General features: G+C 48.1%; 17 protein-coding genes and 1 pseudogene. 5 read left to right on the top strand and 13 right to left on the bottom strand.

Going from position 1 to position 19,315, the window contains the following annotated elements; all coding sequences use genetic code 11:
- Positions 1-6: 6 nt before the first annotated feature.
- The 3 genes from floA to O3C43_13275 are packed head-to-tail and all read right to left on the bottom strand — an operon-like array spanning position 7 to position 3,060.
- Positions 7-1,047, bottom strand: coding sequence for a flotillin-like protein FloA (gene floA / locus O3C43_13285; protein ID MDA1067466.1), 1,041 nt, complete (start codon positions 1,045-1,047; stop codon positions 7-9).
- The gene (locus O3C43_13280) at positions 1,044-1,508 is read right to left on the bottom strand and encodes a hypothetical protein (protein MDA1067465.1); all 465 of its coding nucleotides are present in this window, start codon (positions 1,506-1,508) and stop codon (positions 1,044-1,046) included. The genes floA and O3C43_13280 overlap by 4 nt, the downstream gene beginning before the upstream one ends.
- Before the next feature lies 1 nt (position 1,509).
- Positions 1,510-3,060 (bottom strand): hypothetical protein, encoded by a 1,551-nt coding sequence (locus O3C43_13275; protein MDA1067464.1) that lies wholly within the window; start codon positions 3,058-3,060, stop codon positions 1,510-1,512.
- Between the two features lie 102 nt (positions 3,061-3,162).
- Here O3C43_13275 and O3C43_13270 point away from each other — a divergent pair, with 102 nt between their 5' ends.
- A complete protein-coding gene (locus O3C43_13270) occupies positions 3,163-4,089 on the top strand; it encodes an aldose epimerase (GenBank protein MDA1067463.1) in 927 nt (308 codons plus the stop codon).
- A gap of 130 nt (positions 4,090-4,219) precedes the next feature.
- On the opposite strand, the gene O3C43_13265 is transcribed toward O3C43_13270, so the two are convergent.
- Together O3C43_13265 and O3C43_13260 are read right to left on the bottom strand one after the other, a co-directional pair.
- Positions 4,220-6,823, bottom strand: a complete 2,604-nt coding sequence (locus tag O3C43_13265; protein ID MDA1067462.1) for an ABC transporter permease — start codon at positions 6,821-6,823, stop codon at positions 4,220-4,222.
- Positions 6,820-7,497, bottom strand: a complete 678-nt coding sequence (locus O3C43_13260) for an ABC transporter ATP-binding protein (protein ID MDA1067461.1) — start codon at positions 7,495-7,497, stop codon at positions 6,820-6,822. Before O3C43_13260 ends, O3C43_13265 begins: the two co-directional genes overlap by 4 nt.
- Positions 7,498-7,682: 185 nt before the next feature.
- On the opposite strand from O3C43_13260, the gene O3C43_13255 reads away from it, so the two are divergent.
- Positions 7,683-8,219, top strand: coding sequence for an arylesterase (locus tag O3C43_13255; GenBank protein MDA1067460.1), 537 nt, complete (start codon positions 7,683-7,685; stop codon positions 8,217-8,219).
- A 386-nt stretch (positions 8,220-8,605) separates the two neighbouring features.
- Here O3C43_13255 and O3C43_13250 read toward each other — a convergent pair whose 3' ends face one another.
- The 7 genes from O3C43_13250 to O3C43_13220 all read right to left on the bottom strand — a co-directional run bounded on the left by O3C43_13250 (position 8,606) and on the right by O3C43_13220 (position 15,188).
- Positions 8,606-9,382, bottom strand: coding sequence for an ABC transporter permease (locus O3C43_13250; protein ID MDA1067459.1), 777 nt, complete (start codon positions 9,380-9,382; stop codon positions 8,606-8,608).
- The gene (locus tag O3C43_13245) at positions 9,379-10,428 is read right to left on the bottom strand and encodes an ABC transporter permease (protein ID MDA1067458.1); all 1,050 of its coding nucleotides are present in this window, start codon (positions 10,426-10,428) and stop codon (positions 9,379-9,381) included. Before O3C43_13245 ends, O3C43_13250 begins: the two co-directional genes overlap by 4 nt.
- A gap of 79 nt (positions 10,429-10,507) precedes the next feature.
- The gene (locus tag O3C43_13240; GenBank protein MDA1067457.1) at positions 10,508-11,488 is read right to left on the bottom strand and encodes a transposase; all 981 of its coding nucleotides are present in this window, start codon (positions 11,486-11,488) and stop codon (positions 10,508-10,510) included.
- Positions 11,489-11,683: 195 nt separating this feature from the next.
- On the bottom strand, positions 11,684-12,280 hold the full coding sequence (locus O3C43_13235) for a c-type cytochrome (protein ID MDA1067456.1): 597 nt from the start codon (positions 12,278-12,280) through the stop codon (positions 11,684-11,686).
- A gap of 8 nt (positions 12,281-12,288) precedes the next feature.
- The gene (locus O3C43_13230) at positions 12,289-13,869 is read right to left on the bottom strand and encodes an ABC transporter substrate-binding protein (protein ID MDA1067455.1); all 1,581 of its coding nucleotides are present in this window, start codon (positions 13,867-13,869) and stop codon (positions 12,289-12,291) included.
- Positions 13,870-13,889: 20 nt separating this feature from the next.
- Positions 13,890-14,297 carry an OsmC family protein gene (locus O3C43_13225; protein MDA1067454.1) on the bottom strand — a complete coding sequence of 136 codons (408 nt, stop codon included), beginning with the start codon at positions 14,295-14,297 and terminating at the stop codon, positions 13,890-13,892.
- A gap of 162 nt (positions 14,298-14,459) precedes the next feature.
- Positions 14,460-15,188 carry a helix-turn-helix domain-containing protein gene (locus O3C43_13220; protein MDA1067453.1) on the bottom strand — a complete coding sequence of 243 codons (729 nt, stop codon included), beginning with the start codon at positions 15,186-15,188 and terminating at the stop codon, positions 14,460-14,462.
- 392 nt (positions 15,189-15,580) lie between these two features.
- Here O3C43_13220 and O3C43_13215 point away from each other — a divergent pair, with 392 nt between their 5' ends.
- The 3 genes from O3C43_13215 to O3C43_13205 all read left to right on the top strand — a co-directional run bounded on the left by O3C43_13215 (position 15,581) and on the right by O3C43_13205 (position 18,907).
- Positions 15,581-17,719, top strand: a complete 2,139-nt coding sequence (locus tag O3C43_13215; GenBank protein ID MDA1067452.1) for an anthranilate synthase component I — start codon at positions 15,581-15,583, stop codon at positions 17,717-17,719.
- Between the two features lie 4 nt (positions 17,720-17,723).
- Positions 17,724-18,263 (top strand): DUF420 domain-containing protein, encoded by a 540-nt coding sequence (locus tag O3C43_13210; GenBank protein MDA1067451.1) that lies wholly within the window; start codon positions 17,724-17,726, stop codon positions 18,261-18,263.
- Positions 18,264-18,499: 236 nt separating this feature from the next.
- Positions 18,500-18,907: a response regulator gene (locus O3C43_13205; protein MDA1067450.1), complete on the top strand. Its 408-nt coding sequence runs from the start codon at positions 18,500-18,502 to the stop codon at positions 18,905-18,907.
- Between the two features lie 4 nt (positions 18,908-18,911).
- Here the strand turns inward: O3C43_13205 and O3C43_13200 are convergent.
- A pseudogene (locus tag O3C43_13200) lies at positions 18,912-19,052 on the bottom strand (TIGR00266 family protein).
- Positions 19,053-19,315: the final 263 nt, after the last annotated feature.

The raw sequence follows: 19,315 nt of genomic DNA, 5'->3' as shown, positions 1-19,315 counted from the left end.
AATTGATTAGCTGAGGTTAGAGCCTGGAGTAGAAGAATCGCTGTCAGAAATGGACTTACGCATAGAGGTATCAGACTGAATATTCTCCAGACGATAATAGTCCATAATACCTAAGTTACCTGCACGAAATGCATCGGCGATTGCCAACGGCACCTTAGACTGCGCTTCAACAAGCTTTGCATTCATCTCTTCTACTTTGGCTTTCATTTCCTGTTCCAGGGCAACCGCAGCTGCACGACGTATTTCAGCCTGAGCCTGGGCGATCTTCTTGTTCGCCTCCGCTTGGGCTTCTTGTAAATGGGCTCCGATATTGTCGCCAATGTCGATATCGGCGATGTCGATGGATATAATTTCAAAGGCTGTGCCCACATCCAGACCGCGATTGAGTACATTCTTGGAAATGGAATCCGGGTTTTCCAAAACATACTTGTAGGACTCTGCCGAACCGATGGTGGTAATAATGCCTTCTCCCACCCGTGCGATGATCGTTTCTTCCTGAGCACTACCCACATAGCGCTCGAGGTTACTGCGAACGGTTACCCGAGCCCGGGCCTTTACTTGAATTCCGTCTTTGGCAACGCCGTCGATTGTGGTTTTTCCAGTCGATCTTTCAGGACAATCGATGACGATCGGATTGATCGATGTGCGAACCGCCGCAAGAACTGACTTCTCGGTTCCCTTGGTGGCCAGATCTATCACCGTGGCTTGATTCCAATCCAGAGACAAACCCGCCTTCTGAGCATTGATCAACGCCAGGGTGGTCTGCATGATATCACCTCCCGCCATGAAGTGGGTTTCGAGATTTTCGATCGAGAGGTCGATGCCGGCTTTGACCGCCGTAATGCGCGCTTCGACTATCAACCCGTAAGGCAGCTTCCTAAAGAACCGCATGAAAATTAAATTCATCATACTTACTGGAGCTCCAGAAGACCAAGCTTTCAGGTAAACACTGATGAACGACAAAATGATGAAGAAAATTCCAAGGCCCGCGACAATTGCGATGACCGATATTATAAGTGGTAAGGTTACTCCGATTACTGGTATCATATCTCTTTAACTATTAGTTTTAAGTGTTCCGAGCGCACCACCTCAATGGTTGCACTCTTGTTAATTAAACCACCATTCGAGGTGGCTTCAAAAATTTCGTGGCCGATTCTAATTTTTCCGGTGGGCGCCATGGTTGTTAATGCGAGACCGGACTTACCAACTAATTCCGCCCGACCCACTGGTTTTGTCGTAGCAGTCTGTTGCTGTTGGTGTTGGATGCGTTTTCCCAATCGAGTTTTGCTTATTAATTTTATCTCTACAAAGAAAAGGACCATACCCACTAAAATACCTCCACCAAGAATCGCACCCGAACCCATAATGCCCGTGGTTTCATAAGCAAGTGCAGCCGCAGCGATTAAAGAGCAAACACCTAAAAACCCCAGAATGCCTCCGGGGGCAAAAATCTCCAGGAAAAACAGGAGGAAAGCCAAAACAATCAGGGTTATTTCGAGCGAGGTCATATTATTGCTTTTTATCCACAAGCAGGGAGTAGTTCTTATATCCTACCACCAAAATGTGGTCGCCTTTTTTCAGGTCGCCCAGGGAGGTTGTTGCTTCGAAGCGCTTGCCATTTATTTCAACCAGCCCAAGCGGATGCAGATCGGAAACAACCACCCCTTCGGTTCCAATATCGGGCAGTGAATCACCGTCGGCGTAGCGGCCCCCTCCTACGATCACGGGGCTCGGGTTTGCAATTCTTCCATCCGAGACCACTCGCCTGAGAAGGGTTGAATTGGGTAAATATTTCCAGAGCACGGCGATCACGGAAGAAGCAATTGCCAGACTGATTGCAAGATTGATGACACCTGCCTCCAGAGATGCGGTGTTGATCTTCCAATCCACAGGCTCCAGTCCCGGGCCGGGAACCACTGGCCAGATGTCCGCAAATGACCAGACCATTCCACCCAAAATACAAAACACCCCCAGAACTCCGAAAATAAAAGTTCCAGGTAGGACAAAAATCTCGACGGCGACCAACACAACGCCTCCTAAGAGCAACAGAATCGCCTCAAATCCCGCGAGGCCCGCGACATTGTGGCCAAATACTGCAATAAGAATCAATCCGATGCCCACACCTCCCAGCAATCCAAAGGCCGGGGTCTTCATCTCAACTACCAGCATCACAATCCCGATACCAAAAAGCACAGGAGTCAGCCATTCAAGGAAGGAGGCAAAATCTTCGGACCACAAGGGTTCATATTCCGTGACGACGATATCCTTGGTACCAAAGCCATATTCGAAAATTTCCTCCAAAGACTCCGCGATACCATTGGCAATTAAAGGTCTGGCCGGGTCGCCAAACTTTACCACCGACTTGGAAGCGGTTAATGATAACAACTCGCCTTTGGGGCTGATAAGAATGTTGTCCTCAACAAATTCAATGTCGGTATCCATCATCGCTTTGATGACCTTGTTTCGAAGTTGGTTGTTCTGTTTATAGGATTCAATCCGGGCATCCAAATAGCTCTTGATCTTGGCTTGCATGGTTTCCGGAATTTCCTGCCCACCGGAAGAAACCGCAGCGGCCGCACCCATGATTCCCAATGGAGCAAAGTAGATATAGTCGGTTACCGAGGAAATAATTGCCCCAGCGGAAATAGCCTCGTCGTTGATGAAAGTAATGGTAATGCCCGAAAATTCATTGAGTACTTCCATGATCTCCAAAGTGGTGTCTAAACGGCCTCCCGGGGTATCCATGTCGAGCACCACTACGTCTGCCCCATTGGTCATTGCATCCTTGATGGAACGGCGGAGAATATACAAAATCGGATTTCCGATATCTCGTTTGACGGGAATGACGGCAATCTTCAATGGTCCTTCTTCTGGCAATTCCAGTCCTTCTATAAACGGAATCAATTCTTCTTTGGACATCTCAGAGGTATCAACTCCAACAAACTCCTCGTAATCCGTTGAGTCTTTTCCTTCTGCTTTCACGACATCAGCAGCAAAACCGATCGTTAAGGACAACGCAGTGATGAGGTAAACTAAAATTTGAAAAGGGAATCGGCTCATAGCCAGTTTTGAATCATGGTAAGCATAGACCGAATTGCAAGAATCGTCGAACGATTATTCGAAAGTGTTGGCAGGGAGGTTTTCAAGTATCAAGTTTGAATCATGTTATCGAAAGAAACCATTCAGGGTCAGAAAATATTCAATTGGAGGCTTGGCCCTTCCCGGTTTAGCATGCTACCCACACTGGGTGCTCGTCTTATCAAGTGGGACCTCAGTCTTTCCGGCAACCAGACCCGCTCCGTCATCCATTGGCCGGACGATGCAGATCTGGCAAACCCCGCCTCCGTGCGTGGGGGTAATCCAATTCTTTTTCCTTTTTCAGCCCGCACCTTCAACAAGGGTAAAATCCATACCTGGAAAGCCCCACAAGGAGACGTGTTGCCGATGCCGATGCATGGTTTTGCGCGTGACAGTCGATTCGAGGTGGTCGCTCAGGATGACAACTCGATTGCTATGAAGCTAATTCCTACCGGGGAAAACGCACAGGCGTATCCCTTCGACTATGAGTTTCTGGTACTCTATCGATTCGAGATGTTGGCCATCGAAGTTGAGTTCGTCCTTTCAAATCTTGGGAACGAAAAAATGCCATGGAGCGCCGGACATCATTTTTACTTTACCCTACCCTGGCATGCCGGTTTCAAACGCGAACATTATCGTATGGTTTTGCCGGGAACCAAAGCCGTTTACCAAGCCGCTGACGGGTCTCTGGTCCCAGGTGAATTCAAAGGAGGCGAAGTTTCCATGGACGATCCTGCCCTGGTGGATCGAATCCATTTCCGCCTTAAAGAGAATCGCATTAAGTTCGGTCTTAAGAACGGAGAGGAAGACGTGACGATCCTGGTTTCAGACGCCGCTCGACCCCTTCCCGGAGCGACGGTGGTAACCTGGACAAAATCGCCCGAAAGTCCGTTTTACTGCGTAGAACCCTGGATGGGTCCTCCAAACAGTCCTGAACATAAAAAGGGACTTCATTGGGTCGAACCGGGCGAAACGGATAGTTTTAAGGTCCGAGTGACTTTAGAGGAGTGAGGGGATTTTTATGGTGTCAGTGTTCAGGTGTCAGGTAGTAACTGGACTAACTGGAAACGGCATCGCGAGGACGCGATTGCCCTACCCCTTGTTGAAGGTTATTGGAACCCCTGAACCCTGAACCCTGAATTTACTCTTGTCGCAGGATTTCCAGGGGCGATTGATGGGTTATCCCCCTGGTATTTAATAGTCCGGTACCCGTTGTAAGCACCATCATCGAAAGCATGCCATAAACGACCATATCCCAGGCGATTACCAATGGTAGTTTGAATAGAAAAGTCATCAAGGCCCAAGTGGCTCCCACCGAAACAAAGCCACCAACCAGGGCGGCCAAAAAACCAACTGCCGCGAATTCTATAAACAGGATTCGAATGATTATTTTCGAGTCTGCACCAAGGGTTCGCAGTAACACACTCTCTCGAATGCGTTGATACCGACTGGTAATGATGGTTCCAGCCATGACTAATAACCCCGCGCATATCGTAAAGAGCGCCATAAACTGAACGACCCAAGCAATCTTGGTTAGAATAGAATCTACGGTTGCCAGGATGAGGCGTAGATCAATTACGGAAACATTGGGAAAACGGGTGATCAATTCCGCCTGAACCTTCGCGGTCACCTGAGGATCAGGTGTACGGGTCGCCAGAATAAACATAGAAGGCGCTTCCTCGAGAACACCCGTTGGGAATACGAAAAAGAAATTAGCCCTGACTTGATTCCAGTCCACTTCGCGAATGCTGGTTATCTCTACATCCAACGGCAGTCCCTGGATATCGAATACAAGCTTGTCACCTATACCGAGCTTCATGTCTTCGGACAATCCCTTGGAAATCGAAACCGGCACGTAGTCGACATCCATGGAAGATGCCCCGGTAAACACACCTTCGATCAAGGTTTCGGAATCGGTGAGATGGTCTCTGTAGGTTGACCGGTATTCTCGGCGCAAGGTCCACGATTCCGGACGGCTTGACTCTTCGTTTCTCGCTTGGTCCTTGCCTCTATCTCTATCTCGATCTCGATCTCGATCACCTCGAGAAATTTCCTGTACCGTTTTTCCATTAACCTCTGTGATCCGCATATTCACCAGCGGTGCCTTTTCTATGATAGGTAATTCGTTTTCATTTATCACCTGAGTAACTCCCTCGAGCTGCTCGGACTGTATGTCGAAAAAGATCATGTTCGACGCATTAGCTCCACGATCAACGATCAACTGGTCCAGAATCGCCTCTTTGGTGAGGAAAAGGGTAAGCACAATAATAAATCCGAGGCCGAGCGATGTAATCATTAACAAGGTCCGATTATTGGGCCGATACAAATTTGCGATGCCATAACGCCAGGCAAACGGTAAGCGTTTTGGCACCAATTTCTTTACCCCGTTGAGAAACAACCAGGAAATCAGAGCCAATATTGCTAACACCGCCACAAGGCCTCCGCAAAACGCCAGGTACATTTTTTCCTTATCTGTCTGAACTAATCCAAAACCAAAGATGGTAATTCCCAACGCGCCCAACACGGCTAACACCCAGGGATCTTTCAATAAGTTTTCCGGTTTCTCCACACCGGCTCGCAGCACGCGAAGAGGGGATATTTTCCTCAAAGGCAACAACGGCAACAGAGTAAACAAAAAGCAAACGAGCCAACCAAAGAGAAGACCGACAAAGAGATCCACCCAGGCAAAACGCGGTAACAATTCGAAGGGCAGGAAATCCTTAATAACCAGAGGGACGAAGTATTGAATCGCCGTGCCGGCTAGGGAACCCACCAAAGCCGCAAGCAATCCGAGCCCGGAAATCTGCACAAGAAAAATGGATACTCCGATGGATGACTTCGTTCCGAGGCAGCGCAGTATGGCAATGGTATCCATTTTCCCGCTGAGGTAAACATGCACCGCACTGGTTACACCCACCCCACCCAAAATCAGAGCCATAAAGCCAATCAGATTCAGAAGATCGGCAACGCCTTGAAAAGATCGGCCTAATTGATCTTGTTCTTCTTTTACCGTGTCATACGAAACGCGGTTCTCGCGAAAAAACCCACGCTCTCTACCAAGATCGGCATCAATGGTAACTGCATTTTCAAGTTGAACATACGCGCGGTAAGAAACCCGGCTGCCAAATTGAAGGAGCCCGGTTGCTTCGAGATTATTTTTTGAAATATAAACCCGAGGCGCCACCCAACCGGTAAGATTGGACTCACCTGGAATGCGATCTACTATCCCTAGCACTTCAAAATAAATCTCCCCTATTTTTACCCGATCGCCCTCTGCAACGGAGAATTGGAACATCAGGCTTTCTTCCATCATCACATAGCGGCCATCGTGAAAACGCTCGATGATACCTTCGGGACGTGTTTCAGGAACGCCATAAAACGGAAACGCCCGCTCAAAGGCACGAACTTGAACCAACCGACTACCTCCGTTGGATTCAAAGAGCGCCATCGTTGACATACGAACTTCGTCCACCCGCTTTCCTCCAAGATCACTAATAAAGCTTTCCATTTCATCGGAATAAGGCGCATTGGAATGAAACTCGACATCCGCACCCAGCAACTCCTTGGATTGTGCCTGAATCGCATCTTCAACATTCGTGCGGAATCCGCGAATCGCTACCATCGCAGCCAGACCAAAGACGATCGACAGAACGAAGAGTACTAACTTCAGCCGGTTGCGACGGCTGTCCCGCCAACTCATTAATAACACCCATTTCCAGGATGGGCCTTGGGAAGTCTGCTTCATAAGGAGTCGGATCCTTCGACTGCGCCTTGATGGATTTTATAAATACGCTCCGTCTTGCGGGCCAGATCCAGATTGTGAGTTACAAGAACCAGGGTAGTTCCGGATTCGCGATTCAGATCAAAAAGGAGCTCTTCAACCAACGCCCCGGTTTCTCCATCGAGATTACCCGTTGGTTCATCAGCGAAAAGTATGGATGGCTTGTTTATAAACGCTCTGGCAAGGGCAACGCGTTGTTGCTCGCCACCCGAAAGTTGAACAGGAAAGTGATCCAGTCGGTCACCGAGGCCAACACGTCCCAGCAGATCTTCGGCTAATTTCTGAGGAGTGGATCGACCACGAAGCTCGAGCGGCACGAGCACGTTTTCCAATGCCGATAGAGAAGGAATCAACTGAAAGTTCTGGAAGACAAAACCCACTTCCTGGTTTCTTATCTCGGCCAGCTCATCTTCACTCGATTCATGCAGGGCATGTCCATTAAGCAGGATGCTTCCCCGGGAGGGGCGATCCAATCCGGCGCAGAGGCCGAGCAAGGTGGTCTTGCCGCTTCCGGAAGGCCCGAGAATGGAGCAGCGACTGCCTTTCTCGATGGAAAAAGTGACGTCCCGAAGTACAGGGACTTCGTGGCTTTCAGTTTTGAAAGTCTTAAATACGTTTGTAACTTGAAGTATGTCCATAGGTGGAAGCCAAATAATTCTTCGTGCTAATAATCTCGAAACCTTGGAAAAAGTGAACCTTAGTTTGTCATGTCTGTCACGAAGCTCCTGTGAAAGGTTTCATTTTAAGTGTTAAAACTATCCTTCTCCTTACGTTAATTACGTTCGGATTTCATTCCTTATCTGCAGATAAGACGATTGTCTTTATGGGCGACAGCCTAACGGCTGGCTACGGTGTTGGTAACGATCGTGCGTTTCCGGCCTTAATTCAGGACCAGCTCGACGAGGAAGGTTTCGCCTACAGGGTCATGAATGCGGGCGTCAGTGGCGAAACCTCAGCTGGTGGGTTAAGCCGGATTAATTGGCTACTCAAAAGACCCATTGACATTTTTGTTTTAGAGTTGGGGGCCAATGATGGTTTGCGTGGTCAATCAGTTAAATCCACCAAAACAAACCTCACCGCCATTCTCAAACGAGTGAAAGAAAAATACCCGGAGGCACAAACCATTCTGGCGGGCATGCAAGTCCCGCCCAACATGGGACCCGATTATGCCGGGGAATTCAAATCGGCATTTGCAGAAGTCGCCGAAGAAACGGGAGCCTACTTGATTCCTTTTATCTTGGAAGGCGTAGGGGGCATTGAGGGCCTGAATCAAGCAGACGGTATTCACCCCAATCCTGAGGGCCACGTGATTATTAAGGACTTGGTCTGGAAACATTTGGAACCGTTTTTAGAAAAATAATCTGAGTCCAGGATCAAACTCCGCACCTGAACAATACCACTGACTCAGGTAGGGCGACCTCGCCGACGGTGTCAGGGTGTAGCCTAGTGCGGAGACTGAGGGCGCAGATTGCAGGACGGCTCGCTCGGCGATCAAGCCCCACCATTTTTTGATAGCTGTTGGTCGGACCTGAAGGGAACTAGGTTAGGCCAGGTTATTTATAAATTATCGCATCAAGTTGGGCGTCGGGGTCATCATGTCTAGCCATAGCCCTTGGGCGACGGCTGATCCTTGGAATCTTGACAAAGCTTGCTTAGTCAACCGATTCAAGGTTTGACCCCCTCAAACGGAAGCTGAGTGTAGATTTGTCCGAATTCTGCTTAACTTAGTGTCATTCGGGGTAGCCCCTATTCCGCTTCGGATCTGGATAGCTGAACCAACCACAAAACGGCGGATAAAAATGCTCCGGGCCAAATGACCTGCCACGGATCGGCAAGCAGGTAGCTTTTGTTCTGACGAAGAATGGATCCGAGTTCTGCAAAGTCGGGATCACCGATCAGTCCAAGAAAGGCCAGTCCACTTACCTCAAGGAGGGAAAACGCAAAGATGAGTTTACTGAGCCCGACCACATCGGGCCGCAAGTTTGGCCAGATGGTTTTGCGAAATAAATTCCAGGACCGCGAACCCAATACCCTGCTGGCCTGAACGTAGAGGGTTTCGCGCTGGTGACGCCAAAGCACTCGCAACTGACGGAAGGTAAATGGCACGTTTCCCAACGCAGCGGCCACAATGAGGGTTCGGGGCCCTTGATCAAAGTAAACGAGCAATAAGAGCGCGATGAACAACACGGGAATGGCCAACCAACCTGATATGAACGAGAGTAAAAAACGACTTACCCAGCCTGGCGATTTTTGCTCAAGGAATAGCAGAAGACCGGCAAGCGAAAGATTTCCCAAGGTTGCCAGAACGCCCATGCCTATCGAGTGACCAGACCCTAACCAGATTCTGCTGAACAGATCACGACCAAGGCCATCGATTCCCAACAAATGGCTGGCGGTTGGACCTGTGAGTCGATCCTCGGTGAAGGCTTGGGATTGCGGATCGTACGGTGTGTAAAAAAGTCCGATAAAGGCCCATAAAAGCACAAGCCACAGTAGAGCATCGAACAAGCGATTCTTCTTCATGAATCGCCTCCACTCAGTGTTGGATCCATGGTATTCGCTATTGTATCGGCAACCGAAACCACCGCAAAAACGAGCAGTATAATAAACAGAAATCCATGTTCTATGACGAAGAGATCCTTCTCCAAAATAGCTCCCACCAGAAAACTCCCCATGCCAGGCCAGGAAAACACGGTTTCAGTCAAAACTGCACCGCCAAGCAGGGCGCCAAAATTGGTTCCCAACGCGGTTATCAAAGGTGCACCGGTTAGTTTCAATAAGTGTTTTAGCCACAAGCGAACCGGTCCAAAACCGCGGGCCTTGAGAGCGACAATCAGGTTCCGCGTTACAGGATCCTGCAGACGCGGATGAATCACGTTGATCACCACCGCAGCTGGATAGAACGATAAACAAAACGATGGCAGAAATAAATGCCTCAACACCACTCCCATCAAATCCCATCGCCCGGTCAAAATAACATCCAGTATCAAGAATCCGGTGACATCGGGTTTATCAAAGGTGTAATCAAAGCGACCTTCCGTCGGAAATATATTCAACCACACACTGCCAACAACGATCATGATAAACCCCAACCAGAAAATCGGTATCACAACACCTATGACACCCAATCCGTGAGAAATTTTCCTATAAATCCAGGCCGAGCTCGAAGAGGCGAACAATGCTATCGGTATCCCGTACAACAGGCCCAAGGTCATCGCGGACAGTGTCAGCTCGAGTGTGGCAGTCAGTCGTGAAAATACATCCTCCGCCACCGGACGTTGTGAAATAAGACTCCTTCCCCAGTCACCCTGCACGAAGCTCGTGACGTACTTTACATACTGGGTTGTAACCGGTTCATTTAACCCAAGCCGGTCCCGCTCCGCAGCCACCGTTTCCGGATCCGGATTTTTCAAACGCAAAGCAATCGGATCTCCCTCCAGCATATGGATAGCCGTAAACAGCAAGATACTGGCCCCCATCAACACCCCGATCAGGACGCCCAATTTCTTCACGCTCGTTAACAACATATCCACCCCGCCATTGAGTGGCACTACCCAGGGAACTGACAAGAGTAAGTTATACCCGGGAACGCTGAGCCCCAGCTCGGCAATTGAAAGGAAGTACTCGTTTCAGGGAAGCGCAAAAGGGTCAATGTTCATATTTCATATTCTTTAGCTGCTTCGCGTATTCACAACGGATTTCTTCCTCTCTTTGGTAACGGCCGCAGTTATTACTCACGGCGTTGGGTACGCCCATATTCAACCGTTTACTTAGCCAAGGGTTGGGGGCCGAAGAACTCCTTTTTAGATGATTGGCAATCGCCAGTTTCCAGCGAACTGAATAAGAGCTTTTGGAAATGTCTTCTTCACTAAAGTTCAGCTCAGAAAGGGCTCTTTGAACAAACTTCTCCCATTGAAGTTCATTAAATTCCTTCAGCTCCTTCTTCTCCATTCGCAGGGGCCCTTTTGTTAAAAAGTACTCGGAAGCCAGATCCTCTTTGAATTCCTTACTTCCTATACACCAGCCACTATTCAGTTGTTTTTCTAGTTTAGCTTGAAGCTTCGGATTTGTTTCCCACCTCAATTTTAAGGTATTAAGGTAACGCACCCATCCTCCTTTGCTATCGTCACAATCCTGGCTGTAATCCAACCAAGAAGCATCCATGAAGAACGGTCGGATGGATCGTTTGGGAAAATGCCACAGGCTCGACCAGTGGTAACTGGCAAGAGATTCACGGTCGACAATTCCTGCATTGAGTGGATTCAAATGAATGTAGTCTATTAAGCTAAGCCAATACGAGCCGGGTTCCACCACCAATGACTTGAAACGTCCTTGAAATAAATGACCGTGCACTTTTCGGCACTTGTGAAATCTAGCGGCAAACGTCGCCTGCAACCAGCGCATCCCTTCAGACAGGTTTCCTTTGGGGGTACCTATACAGAGATGGAAATGATTCGACATAATGCAGTAGGCATAAAGTCGCCATCCACTTCGTTCGCAGGCTTCGAACAGGGTTGTTTGAAAGGCCAGCCGTGCCCCTTCTGTTTCAAAAATAGAGGCACGGTAATTTCCGCGATTAATTACATGGTAAAGTCCATCACTACTTTCGATTCGTGGATTGCGGCTCATCCAACCAGGTCAATCCTGAAAGGAGAATCTGTCAAATATGAAATATGAACATTGACCCTATCTCCTTCCTGTGAACATTGACCCTATCTCCTTCCTGCTATCTCCTTCTTCTCGTTTAATCCCCTTTTCAAACTGCTCCCTGAAGCAACAATATTTACCGCGAAAATACGGCACAAGAACTGGACCGAATGGAGTTTATAAAGAACTGATCCAGGCAATAATATCGGCCATGTCTTTTTCTGATAATGTCAGTTTGTCCGAATCAAAGTGAATGCGTTTGGCCGAAGTAAAATTCCCCATCTGTCTTAACAAATACCAATCTTGTTGGCTGGTAAGCGGGGGAACCCGCTCCTGGCGATTTCCTTCAGCGGACTCACCGTGGCATTTGAGGCAGTTTTGTTGGTAGAGTTGTTTTCCGGCTTCAAGGACTGGAGCCTTGAGCGTATTTCTGTTTAGGTTGGGAGGCAGGTTCTCAATGTGTCTTCCAAGAAAAGCGATGGAGCGTTCGTCGAGGGCTGATGCGTTGGCCTTCATGAGATTTCCTGAAGAATCTTCATCATCAAAGCCACGCTCATCTCGGCGGAATTTCCTCAATTGATCCGAAATATACCACCGGGGAAGACCGGCGATGGAAGGCGCATTCATTTCGCGAATGCCCATGCCGGTTTGAAGGTGGCAAGCCATGCATCGATCCCGGAATGCAACAAGACCTGGGTCCACTTTTGGCACAGTTTCATCCCCAAAAACGAAAGGGGTGAAAACGACGAAGAGAAGGAGGGTGCGGATATACATGATTGTTTCTATTTAGAGGTAGCCTGTTTTACGGGTCCCAAATAAATGTCACCCGTTTTCGAAAGAGTAAAGCCTTTCAGATCGGATCGAAGAACTACAATAGATTCTCCGTGAACGAGTGGAAGAACGGGAAGGTCGTGGCGCCAAATGGCCAGAGCCTCTTCATAAATACGTTGGCGGTCACGCAAGGCACTCGCTTTGCGACCTTCGATGAGCAGACGATCCATTTCGGGATTTTTATAAAAAGCGATATTTGTGGCACCGCCCATGTTCGCGGCCCAGCTTCCAAGATGAATACTGAGAAAATTATCGGGGTCGCCGTTATCCCCCATCCAACCAAGGAAACCGAGCTCATGACGACCATTGCGGGTGTGGTGCAGGTGGTTTTTAAAATCACGCACTTCCACTTCGATGGTGAGACCCACTTGTTTAAGGTCTTCACGAATCAAGGAAATCATGTTTACCGGATCCGGGGCATACAACCGTGCTGCGTTCATCACGCTGATTGAAATGGGGTTGGTCCAACGATCTGAATATTTACTTAGAATCGCGCGAGCGGTGTCGGGGTCGAAGGGAACAGGATCGAATTCGGCGGGTTCACCCAACAAACCTTTTGCCATGGGGAAGTGAGCCACCTGACCCAATCCATCCAAGGCGACCCGGACCAGTTTCTTGCGATCGATAGCCATATAAATGGCTTCGCGGATTTCCGGTTCTCGAAGCCGTTCAGCTGTTTCGTTGATGGCCAGGTAACAAAAATTCATACCGGGCTCATGGTAGACATCGAAATCCGGATCCTCAATGAGTGGCTGCACTTCAGCGGGTTGAAGTCCGTCAAGGCCTTGGGTTTTTCCTGCTTTAAGATCGAGCAGTCGAACCGCGTTTTCGGGAACGGTCTTTATTACCAGCCTATCAAAGCCAGCTGGCTCGCCCCAATAATTATCAAACTTCTTCAGGATGATTGCTTGATTAGGTTCCCAGCTATCAAATTGATAGGGGCCCGTGCCAACAGGATGTTGCACCATATCTTGCCCGTAATCTATGAGTGATTGTGGGCTGATGAGATAAGCCGGAAACGCCGCGAGGGAAAAAAGGATGGTGGCATTGGGTTGGCTGAGACCCAAAGCGAGGGTCATGGGACCTTCGACAGAAACGGATTCAATATCACTGTACAAGGAGGTCCAGTATTGGAAGATCGCTCCCGGTAAATGTCCCGGATGATCTTTATCCATTTGCCGGAGAAAAGAAAAGGCCGCTGCCTCCGCTGTGAGAGGAGTTCCATCGTGGAAAACAATACCTTCGCGAATTTTGAGAGTAATTTTCAGACCGTCATCGGACAACGAATAGGATTCAGCAAGCCAAGGTTCCAGCTCGAGCGTCCCGGGTTTGAAGCGTATTAGACCTTCACAAATCTGATTCAGCGTTTTTACGGACTCGCCATCATCCACATCTGCCGGATCAAGTTTTTGTGCATCACTGCCACGAGAAAACACCAAGGTGTTTGAGTGAGCCGAAGAAGATTGTTCTCCTCCGCAACCAGCCAAAGTTAACGAAACAATTAATAGCAGAGCCGGTAAGCAGAAAGTCATAATCGAAACTAAAAAGCCGTTTATACCCAATCCAGGGAAACGTTTAACTGAACGTCGGGATGGAGGCTTTGATGAACCGGACAAGCGTGAGCGATATTAAGCATGTGCTTTTTGTCCTGATCGCTAAAACGGTCGGGAATCTTTACTTCCACATTCAGTTGGCCAATGCGCCGAGGTGTATCCGAAGACATGATTTTTTCAACCTTCACAGTGGAGCCCTTGAGGTCCCAACCCTTTTGAAGACCCTTGATGGCAATCGTCGTGATAATGCACGAACCCAGGGCCGTTGCACATAGATCGGTAGGCGAAAAAGATTCTCCTTTGCCTTGGTTATCCGTGGGAGCGTCCGTTTGAATGACCGTTCCGGAAGGTTCATGTAAGGCGGTCGTGCGAAGATCGCCGATGTATTCAATATTCATTGTAACCATAATAGCTAAAAATTGTTAGCGGGTTGTATCCAAGGCGTAAAGCCACTCTTTTCTGAAAGATGAATTCAGAGTGAACCGATATCATCACCTTAAGGACGCTGCTTGCTGCAAGAGTTTTGAGAAATGAGTGGAATGGGATAAAGGATGGAAAAGAAAGCTCTCTCAGGGAGCCTTGGGAAACATGACCACCAAGGCTTTGTTTAATTCTTCGAGGAGTTCAGGAATTCGTCCTTCTTCAATTGCACCTCCTAGGGCCACTCCCGTGTAGAGGTTGTTAGGAGACATGGTTGCGAGGGAGAACTCATTGTTTCCCGTATGCATTTCTACAAAAGCGTAGCCCCGTTTTCTGATCTTGTGAAGCTCATCAATGACCATTTCAACGCCGCCAGTATAGGCAGGAATTTCATCAACTCCATCAAAAAACTCACGAACCTCTTCGTCTGTTTTTTTGGAAAGTAGCATCATTCCAATGCCGGATTGAGTAACGGGTTGTAAACGCATGCAACTAACCGCCTCTTCTGGCGACATACCAGGCATTAAATGATACAAGTAATAAACGTTGCGCTCCCAAAGCATGCCAAAGGCAGTTAACAAATTTAATCTTTTGTGCAGATCCAAGAGCGACTTGGTAGTATTTCCAATCAAGCCAGAAGAATAGAGACTTTGTGCGGCCATAACTTGCATGGCGGGACCCGGCATGTACTTGGAGTTTCTATTCTGGCGGGCCATTCCCATATGGGCCAGAGTCTTTACCAGGCGATGCGCACGAGTGGTTTCCATGTTCAACCGTCGTGCCAACTCGCGGGCCCCTATAGGTCCTGGGTTGGCGGCCAGGATTTGCAGACAGCGAATACCGTCCATCAAACTTCTATTGGGTTGGGCAGGCAGCATAATAGGTGGGAACTCAGTTACTTTAAGGCAAATTGTTGCTATAAAATCAACAATAATACCTGCACAGCAAAATTGCTGCGTGGGACAAAGCACCCCATATTTAGGAATGATTGCTGAGCACAGGTAGGTAGACCATAGGAGTTGGCGCTTGACGTTTGAGGGTCCAAACTGGAAAAGACAAATTATGAAGCCTGAGAAAATCCATTCCAGCAAAGCTCCAGAGTCGTTTGTCGACAGGGATGAGCAAAGCTCCGCAATGGGTAACCTTTGGTGGTGGTCCGAAATGTAGGACCGCCTGTTTCAATATGCATTACGCGGTTCCACCCAAAAGGACCGCGTTTTTTATTTTCCAAAACTCACAAACCAACATAAAGCATACAACCACTTTCAAGATGTCTAAAATCGAATATCAAACTCCTGGAGGAACCACCGTCATATGCGAGACGGATGCCCTTCCTTATTCTGAAGCATTGAATGAAGCTTTTGATGCCATTGATCATAATCAAGGAGCCCTGTTTTGCAGCGGCTACGAATACCCGGGTCGTTACAGTCGGTGGGACATTGGTTTTATCAGGCCTCCCATTGAAATCATTGGGCGGCATCGCAAATTTGAAATCAACGCCCTCAATGACCGCGGCAACCTAATCCTGCCGATGATCTGCCAAGCCATCGAAGGCAAGGCCTACATCAAGTGTTTGGAAATCGGGGAAAGCTCCGTGAGCGGGGAGTTAGTTCCAATGCCGGATTATTTTCCTGAAGAAGAACGAAGTAAACAGCCGGGGTTATTTTCCATGCTTCGATCCATTCGTGAGTCGTTTGGTTCTTCGAATGATGAGTATCTGGGATTTTTCGGTTCCTTTGGTTATGACCTGGTTTTTCAGTTCGAGCCCATTCAATTGAAACACGAACGACCGGATGATTACGCCGATGCCCACCTTTTCTTACCCGACCAGCTGTTTATCGTGGACCACCGAAAAGAAACGGCGGAAGTCAGAAATTATGATTTCAAGTCTGGTTCAAATTCGACTATAGGTCTAAGCCGAACTGGCAAATACGTAGAATTGCCGCCTTCGCAGAATAAGGAAATTGCAAGTGACAATGCTCCAGGGGAGTACGCTGAAAAGGTTGAAAAAATAATCAATGGCACGCGGAAGGGAGACTTCTTTGAAGTCGTGCTAAGCCAGGTTTTTGAAGGTGGAACCAAAGACACCCCGCGCGAGTTGTTCGACAAGATACGGGTTGTTAACCCAAGCCCTTATGAATTTCTAATCAATCTGGGAAATGAACAACTGATCGGCGCCTCACCAGAGATGTTTGTGCGCGTGAAAGGGACGACCGTTGAGACCTGCCCCATTTCGGGAACAGCTCCTCGCGGGAATAATGCGATCGAAGATGCCGAGCGCATACTCGAGCTGATGACATCCAAAAAAGACGAGGCCGAGTTGACGATGTGCACCGACGTTGACCGCAATGACAAATCACGTGTGTGCAAACCGGGATCAGTAGAAGTAGTCGGGCGCCGCCTGATTGAGGCTTATTCCCGCTTGTTCCACACCGTGGATCATGTGGAAGGTGAGTTGCTGGATGGTTACGATGCATTTGATGCTTTGCTCTCTCATATGTGGGCCTGCACGCTCACCGGAGCACCCAAGCCGGCAGCCATGCAACGAATTGAAGACCTGGAAAACTCACCACGGGAATGGTATGGAGGGGCGGTTGGCTTTATCGGTTTCAACGGAGATATGAACACGGGCATCACCATCCGAACAATTCACATGAAAGACGGTCTGGCCAAATTCCGGGTCGGGGCCACTTTGCTTTGTGACTCAGACCCCGTTGCCGAAGAATTGGAATGTCGCACCAAAGCGAGCGCATTTCTCGACGTGCTGGCCGGCAAAACCCGGGACGTAGAACAAGGTTTTGTGGTTCCTCACATTGAAGGCTTTAAGCCGCGCGTGTTCTTTGTCGATAACCAGGATTCTTTTGTGCACACGCTGGCAAATTATTTCCGCCAGGCCCAGGCAGAAGTGATCACCATCCGTGCGGGGTTTCCATTGTCCATGATCGATGAATACAATCCGAATCTCGTTTTCATATCACCTGGTCCGGGGACTCCCGAAGAGTTCAAAGTTCCAGAAGTTGTCAATTATTGTGTGGCAAAGGGGATTCCCTGCTTCGGAGTATGCCTTGGACTGCAAGGAATGGTTCAGGCGTTTGGTGGAAATCTAAATTTACTTGATTATCCGATGCATGGTAAACCTTCCCAGATTAGCAATAACCAGTCAGGACTGTTTGAAGGGTTTCCTGAATCTTTTCGGGCAGGACGTTATCACTCGATCTACGCCGATAAAGCGAGCTTGCCCGAATGTTTGGAAATAACCGCCCAGACAGAAGACGGAATCATTATGGGTATACAGCATAAGGACCTTCCCTATTCCGCCGTTCAGTTTCATCCGGAATCAATATTAACTCTCCGCGGACACCTTGGGCTAAAACTGATTCACAATGTGTTAAAATCCCTGACCAAGTAAGAACATGAATAAGGAAACTCAACCCGGTAAAGCCATAGGTACCGTAATTGGAATCAGTGCCGCTATTTTGGTGTTTTTATTCTGGCTCATTTATTTCAAGACACCTGGTCAGAGCGAATCTGATTGGATATCGAATCTTCCGACTGTTTTTACCACTTTCAATGCCATATCGGCCTGCTGTTTGCTGGTGGGTTTTATGGCAATTAAGCGAGGAATCAAAAAGCTTCATATAACGATGATGATTTCCGCCACCATTTCATCGGGCATATTTTTGATTTTGTACGTTATCTACTCAAACTACCACGGAGACAGTAAGTTTTTGGGAGAAGGGATTATTCGGCCATTCTATTTTTTCATTTTGATAAGCCATATCATTTTGTCGGTAGCCGTAGTGCCTCTGATCCTGCTAACGCTCTGGTTCGCCATTAAGAAGCAATACGATAAGCATAAGCGAATCGCCAAATGGACATTTCCCATTTGGATGTATGTTTCGGTAACAGGAGTTTTGGTATACCTGATCCTCAACAATTTCAATCATACCTAGGGATAACTGGGAAAGGCAGAGATTTTGAAACGTTTCTGCTCCTGTGGGTTTTGTCATAGGGCTTATCCCTCACGCCGTATATAGGGGAAACTCGTAAATTTAAATAGTAGAAGCTTTGTGCTTTATTTATTGGGAACTTGTGTCTTATTAGGGGGTTATTACTTGGAGAAGGACGAATAAAAGAAATCAAACAGTTCTCAAGTAAGCTTGATATAAATAACATCCACACCCATCAAATGGACCCATTCACATCTACAGAAATCAAAGGCCTTCGCATTTTGTTGGCCGACGATGAGGTATTCATTCGTGAAATGGGTTCTGATGTCCTCACCATGCTGGGCTGTAAACCAACCGTCGCTCCCGATGGTCGAAAGGCCTGGGAAATTTTCCAGGAAGATCCAAACGGTTTTGATGTCATTATTTCAGATTACAATATGCCGGAAATGACCGGTATAGATCTGGCATCCTGTGTGATGACCTTAAGGCCTAACATGCCATTTATTGTAAGCACCGGTTTCGCCAGTGGTTTTACAGAGAAACATGCAGAGGACTTGGGCATCTCGTGTATTCTTCCTAAGCCGTATATCATCCAACAACTGAAGGATGCGATTATCGAGGCACGGACGAATGCTGCAACGGCTTAAGCGTTTAGAATTTTTTGTCTCCGCTGATTAATCCGCCGAGAAAGTCTCCTCCGAGACCTGCCACACCTTTGCTTTCACCCCGATTTTGAAATCTCGCGGCCGCCATAATACGATCGGCCAATCGTGAAAACGGTAAGCTTTGCAAAGTTTGCAAACAACCCATTGTTTCCAGAGGATGAACAGTCGTCAGGGTTCGTCGAACTCGACCTATCGGCTTTCGGTATTAACCTAAGGCTAAAGTTCCGGTTCGCAAAGCTCCTCAAGAATTCGTTTGAGGTCTAATAGCTGGTAGGGCTTTGCTAGTGTAGTGCGTCAAGCAGTCTGTAACATATCAAGCTTTGCTCGAGCACGCTTTACTTTTTCCAGAATGTCCTTCGCGCTGGCGGTCCAGACGAAGGGTTTGGGGGC

Source organism: Verrucomicrobiota bacterium, assembly GCA_027622555.1.
Taxonomy (GTDB): Bacteria; Verrucomicrobiota; Verrucomicrobiia; order Opitutales; family UBA2995; genus UBA2995.
Note: the sequence above shows the minus strand (reverse complement) of the source record. Positions and strands in the feature narration are given on the sequence as shown.

What these genes read in the sequence shown, in the direction of transcription:
- floA (MDA1067466.1), bottom strand. Translation starts at nt 1,047, where the DNA reads ATGATACCAGTAATCGGAGTAACCTTACCACTTATAATATCGGTCATC.
- O3C43_13280 (MDA1067465.1), bottom strand. Translation starts at nt 1,508, where the DNA reads ATGACCTCGCTCGAAATAACCCTGATTGTTTTGGCTTTCCTCCTGTTT.
- O3C43_13275 (MDA1067464.1), bottom strand. Translation starts at nt 3,060, where the DNA reads ATGAGCCGATTCCCTTTTCAAATTTTAGTTTACCTCATCACTGCGTTG.
- O3C43_13270 (MDA1067463.1), top strand. Translation starts at nt 3,163, where the DNA reads ATGTTATCGAAAGAAACCATTCAGGGTCAGAAAATATTCAATTGGAGG.
- O3C43_13265 (MDA1067462.1), bottom strand. Translation starts at nt 6,823, where the DNA reads ATGAAGCAGACTTCCCAAGGCCCATCCTGGAAATGGGTGTTATTAATG.
- O3C43_13260 (MDA1067461.1), bottom strand. Translation starts at nt 7,497, where the DNA reads ATGGACATACTTCAAGTTACAAACGTATTTAAGACTTTCAAAACTGAA.
- O3C43_13255 (MDA1067460.1), top strand. Translation starts at nt 7,683, where the DNA reads ATGGGCGACAGCCTAACGGCTGGCTACGGTGTTGGTAACGATCGTGCG.
- O3C43_13250 (MDA1067459.1), bottom strand. Translation starts at nt 9,382, where the DNA reads ATGAAGAAGAATCGCTTGTTCGATGCTCTACTGTGGCTTGTGCTTTTA.
- O3C43_13240 (MDA1067457.1), bottom strand. Translation starts at nt 11,488, where the DNA reads ATGAGCCGCAATCCACGAATCGAAAGTAGTGATGGACTTTACCATGTA.
- O3C43_13235 (MDA1067456.1), bottom strand. Translation starts at nt 12,280, where the DNA reads ATGTATATCCGCACCCTCCTTCTCTTCGTCGTTTTCACCCCTTTCGTT.
- O3C43_13230 (MDA1067455.1), bottom strand. Translation starts at nt 13,869, where the DNA reads ATGACTTTCTGCTTACCGGCTCTGCTATTAATTGTTTCGTTAACTTTG.
- O3C43_13225 (MDA1067454.1), bottom strand. Translation starts at nt 14,297, where the DNA reads ATGGTTACAATGAATATTGAATACATCGGCGATCTTCGCACGACCGCC.
- O3C43_13220 (MDA1067453.1), bottom strand. Translation starts at nt 15,188, where the DNA reads ATGCTGCCTGCCCAACCCAATAGAAGTTTGATGGACGGTATTCGCTGT.
- O3C43_13215 (MDA1067452.1), top strand. Translation starts at nt 15,581, where the DNA reads ATGTCTAAAATCGAATATCAAACTCCTGGAGGAACCACCGTCATATGC.
- O3C43_13210 (MDA1067451.1), top strand. Translation starts at nt 17,724, where the DNA reads ATGAATAAGGAAACTCAACCCGGTAAAGCCATAGGTACCGTAATTGGA.
- O3C43_13205 (MDA1067450.1), top strand. Translation starts at nt 18,500, where the DNA reads ATGGACCCATTCACATCTACAGAAATCAAAGGCCTTCGCATTTTGTTG.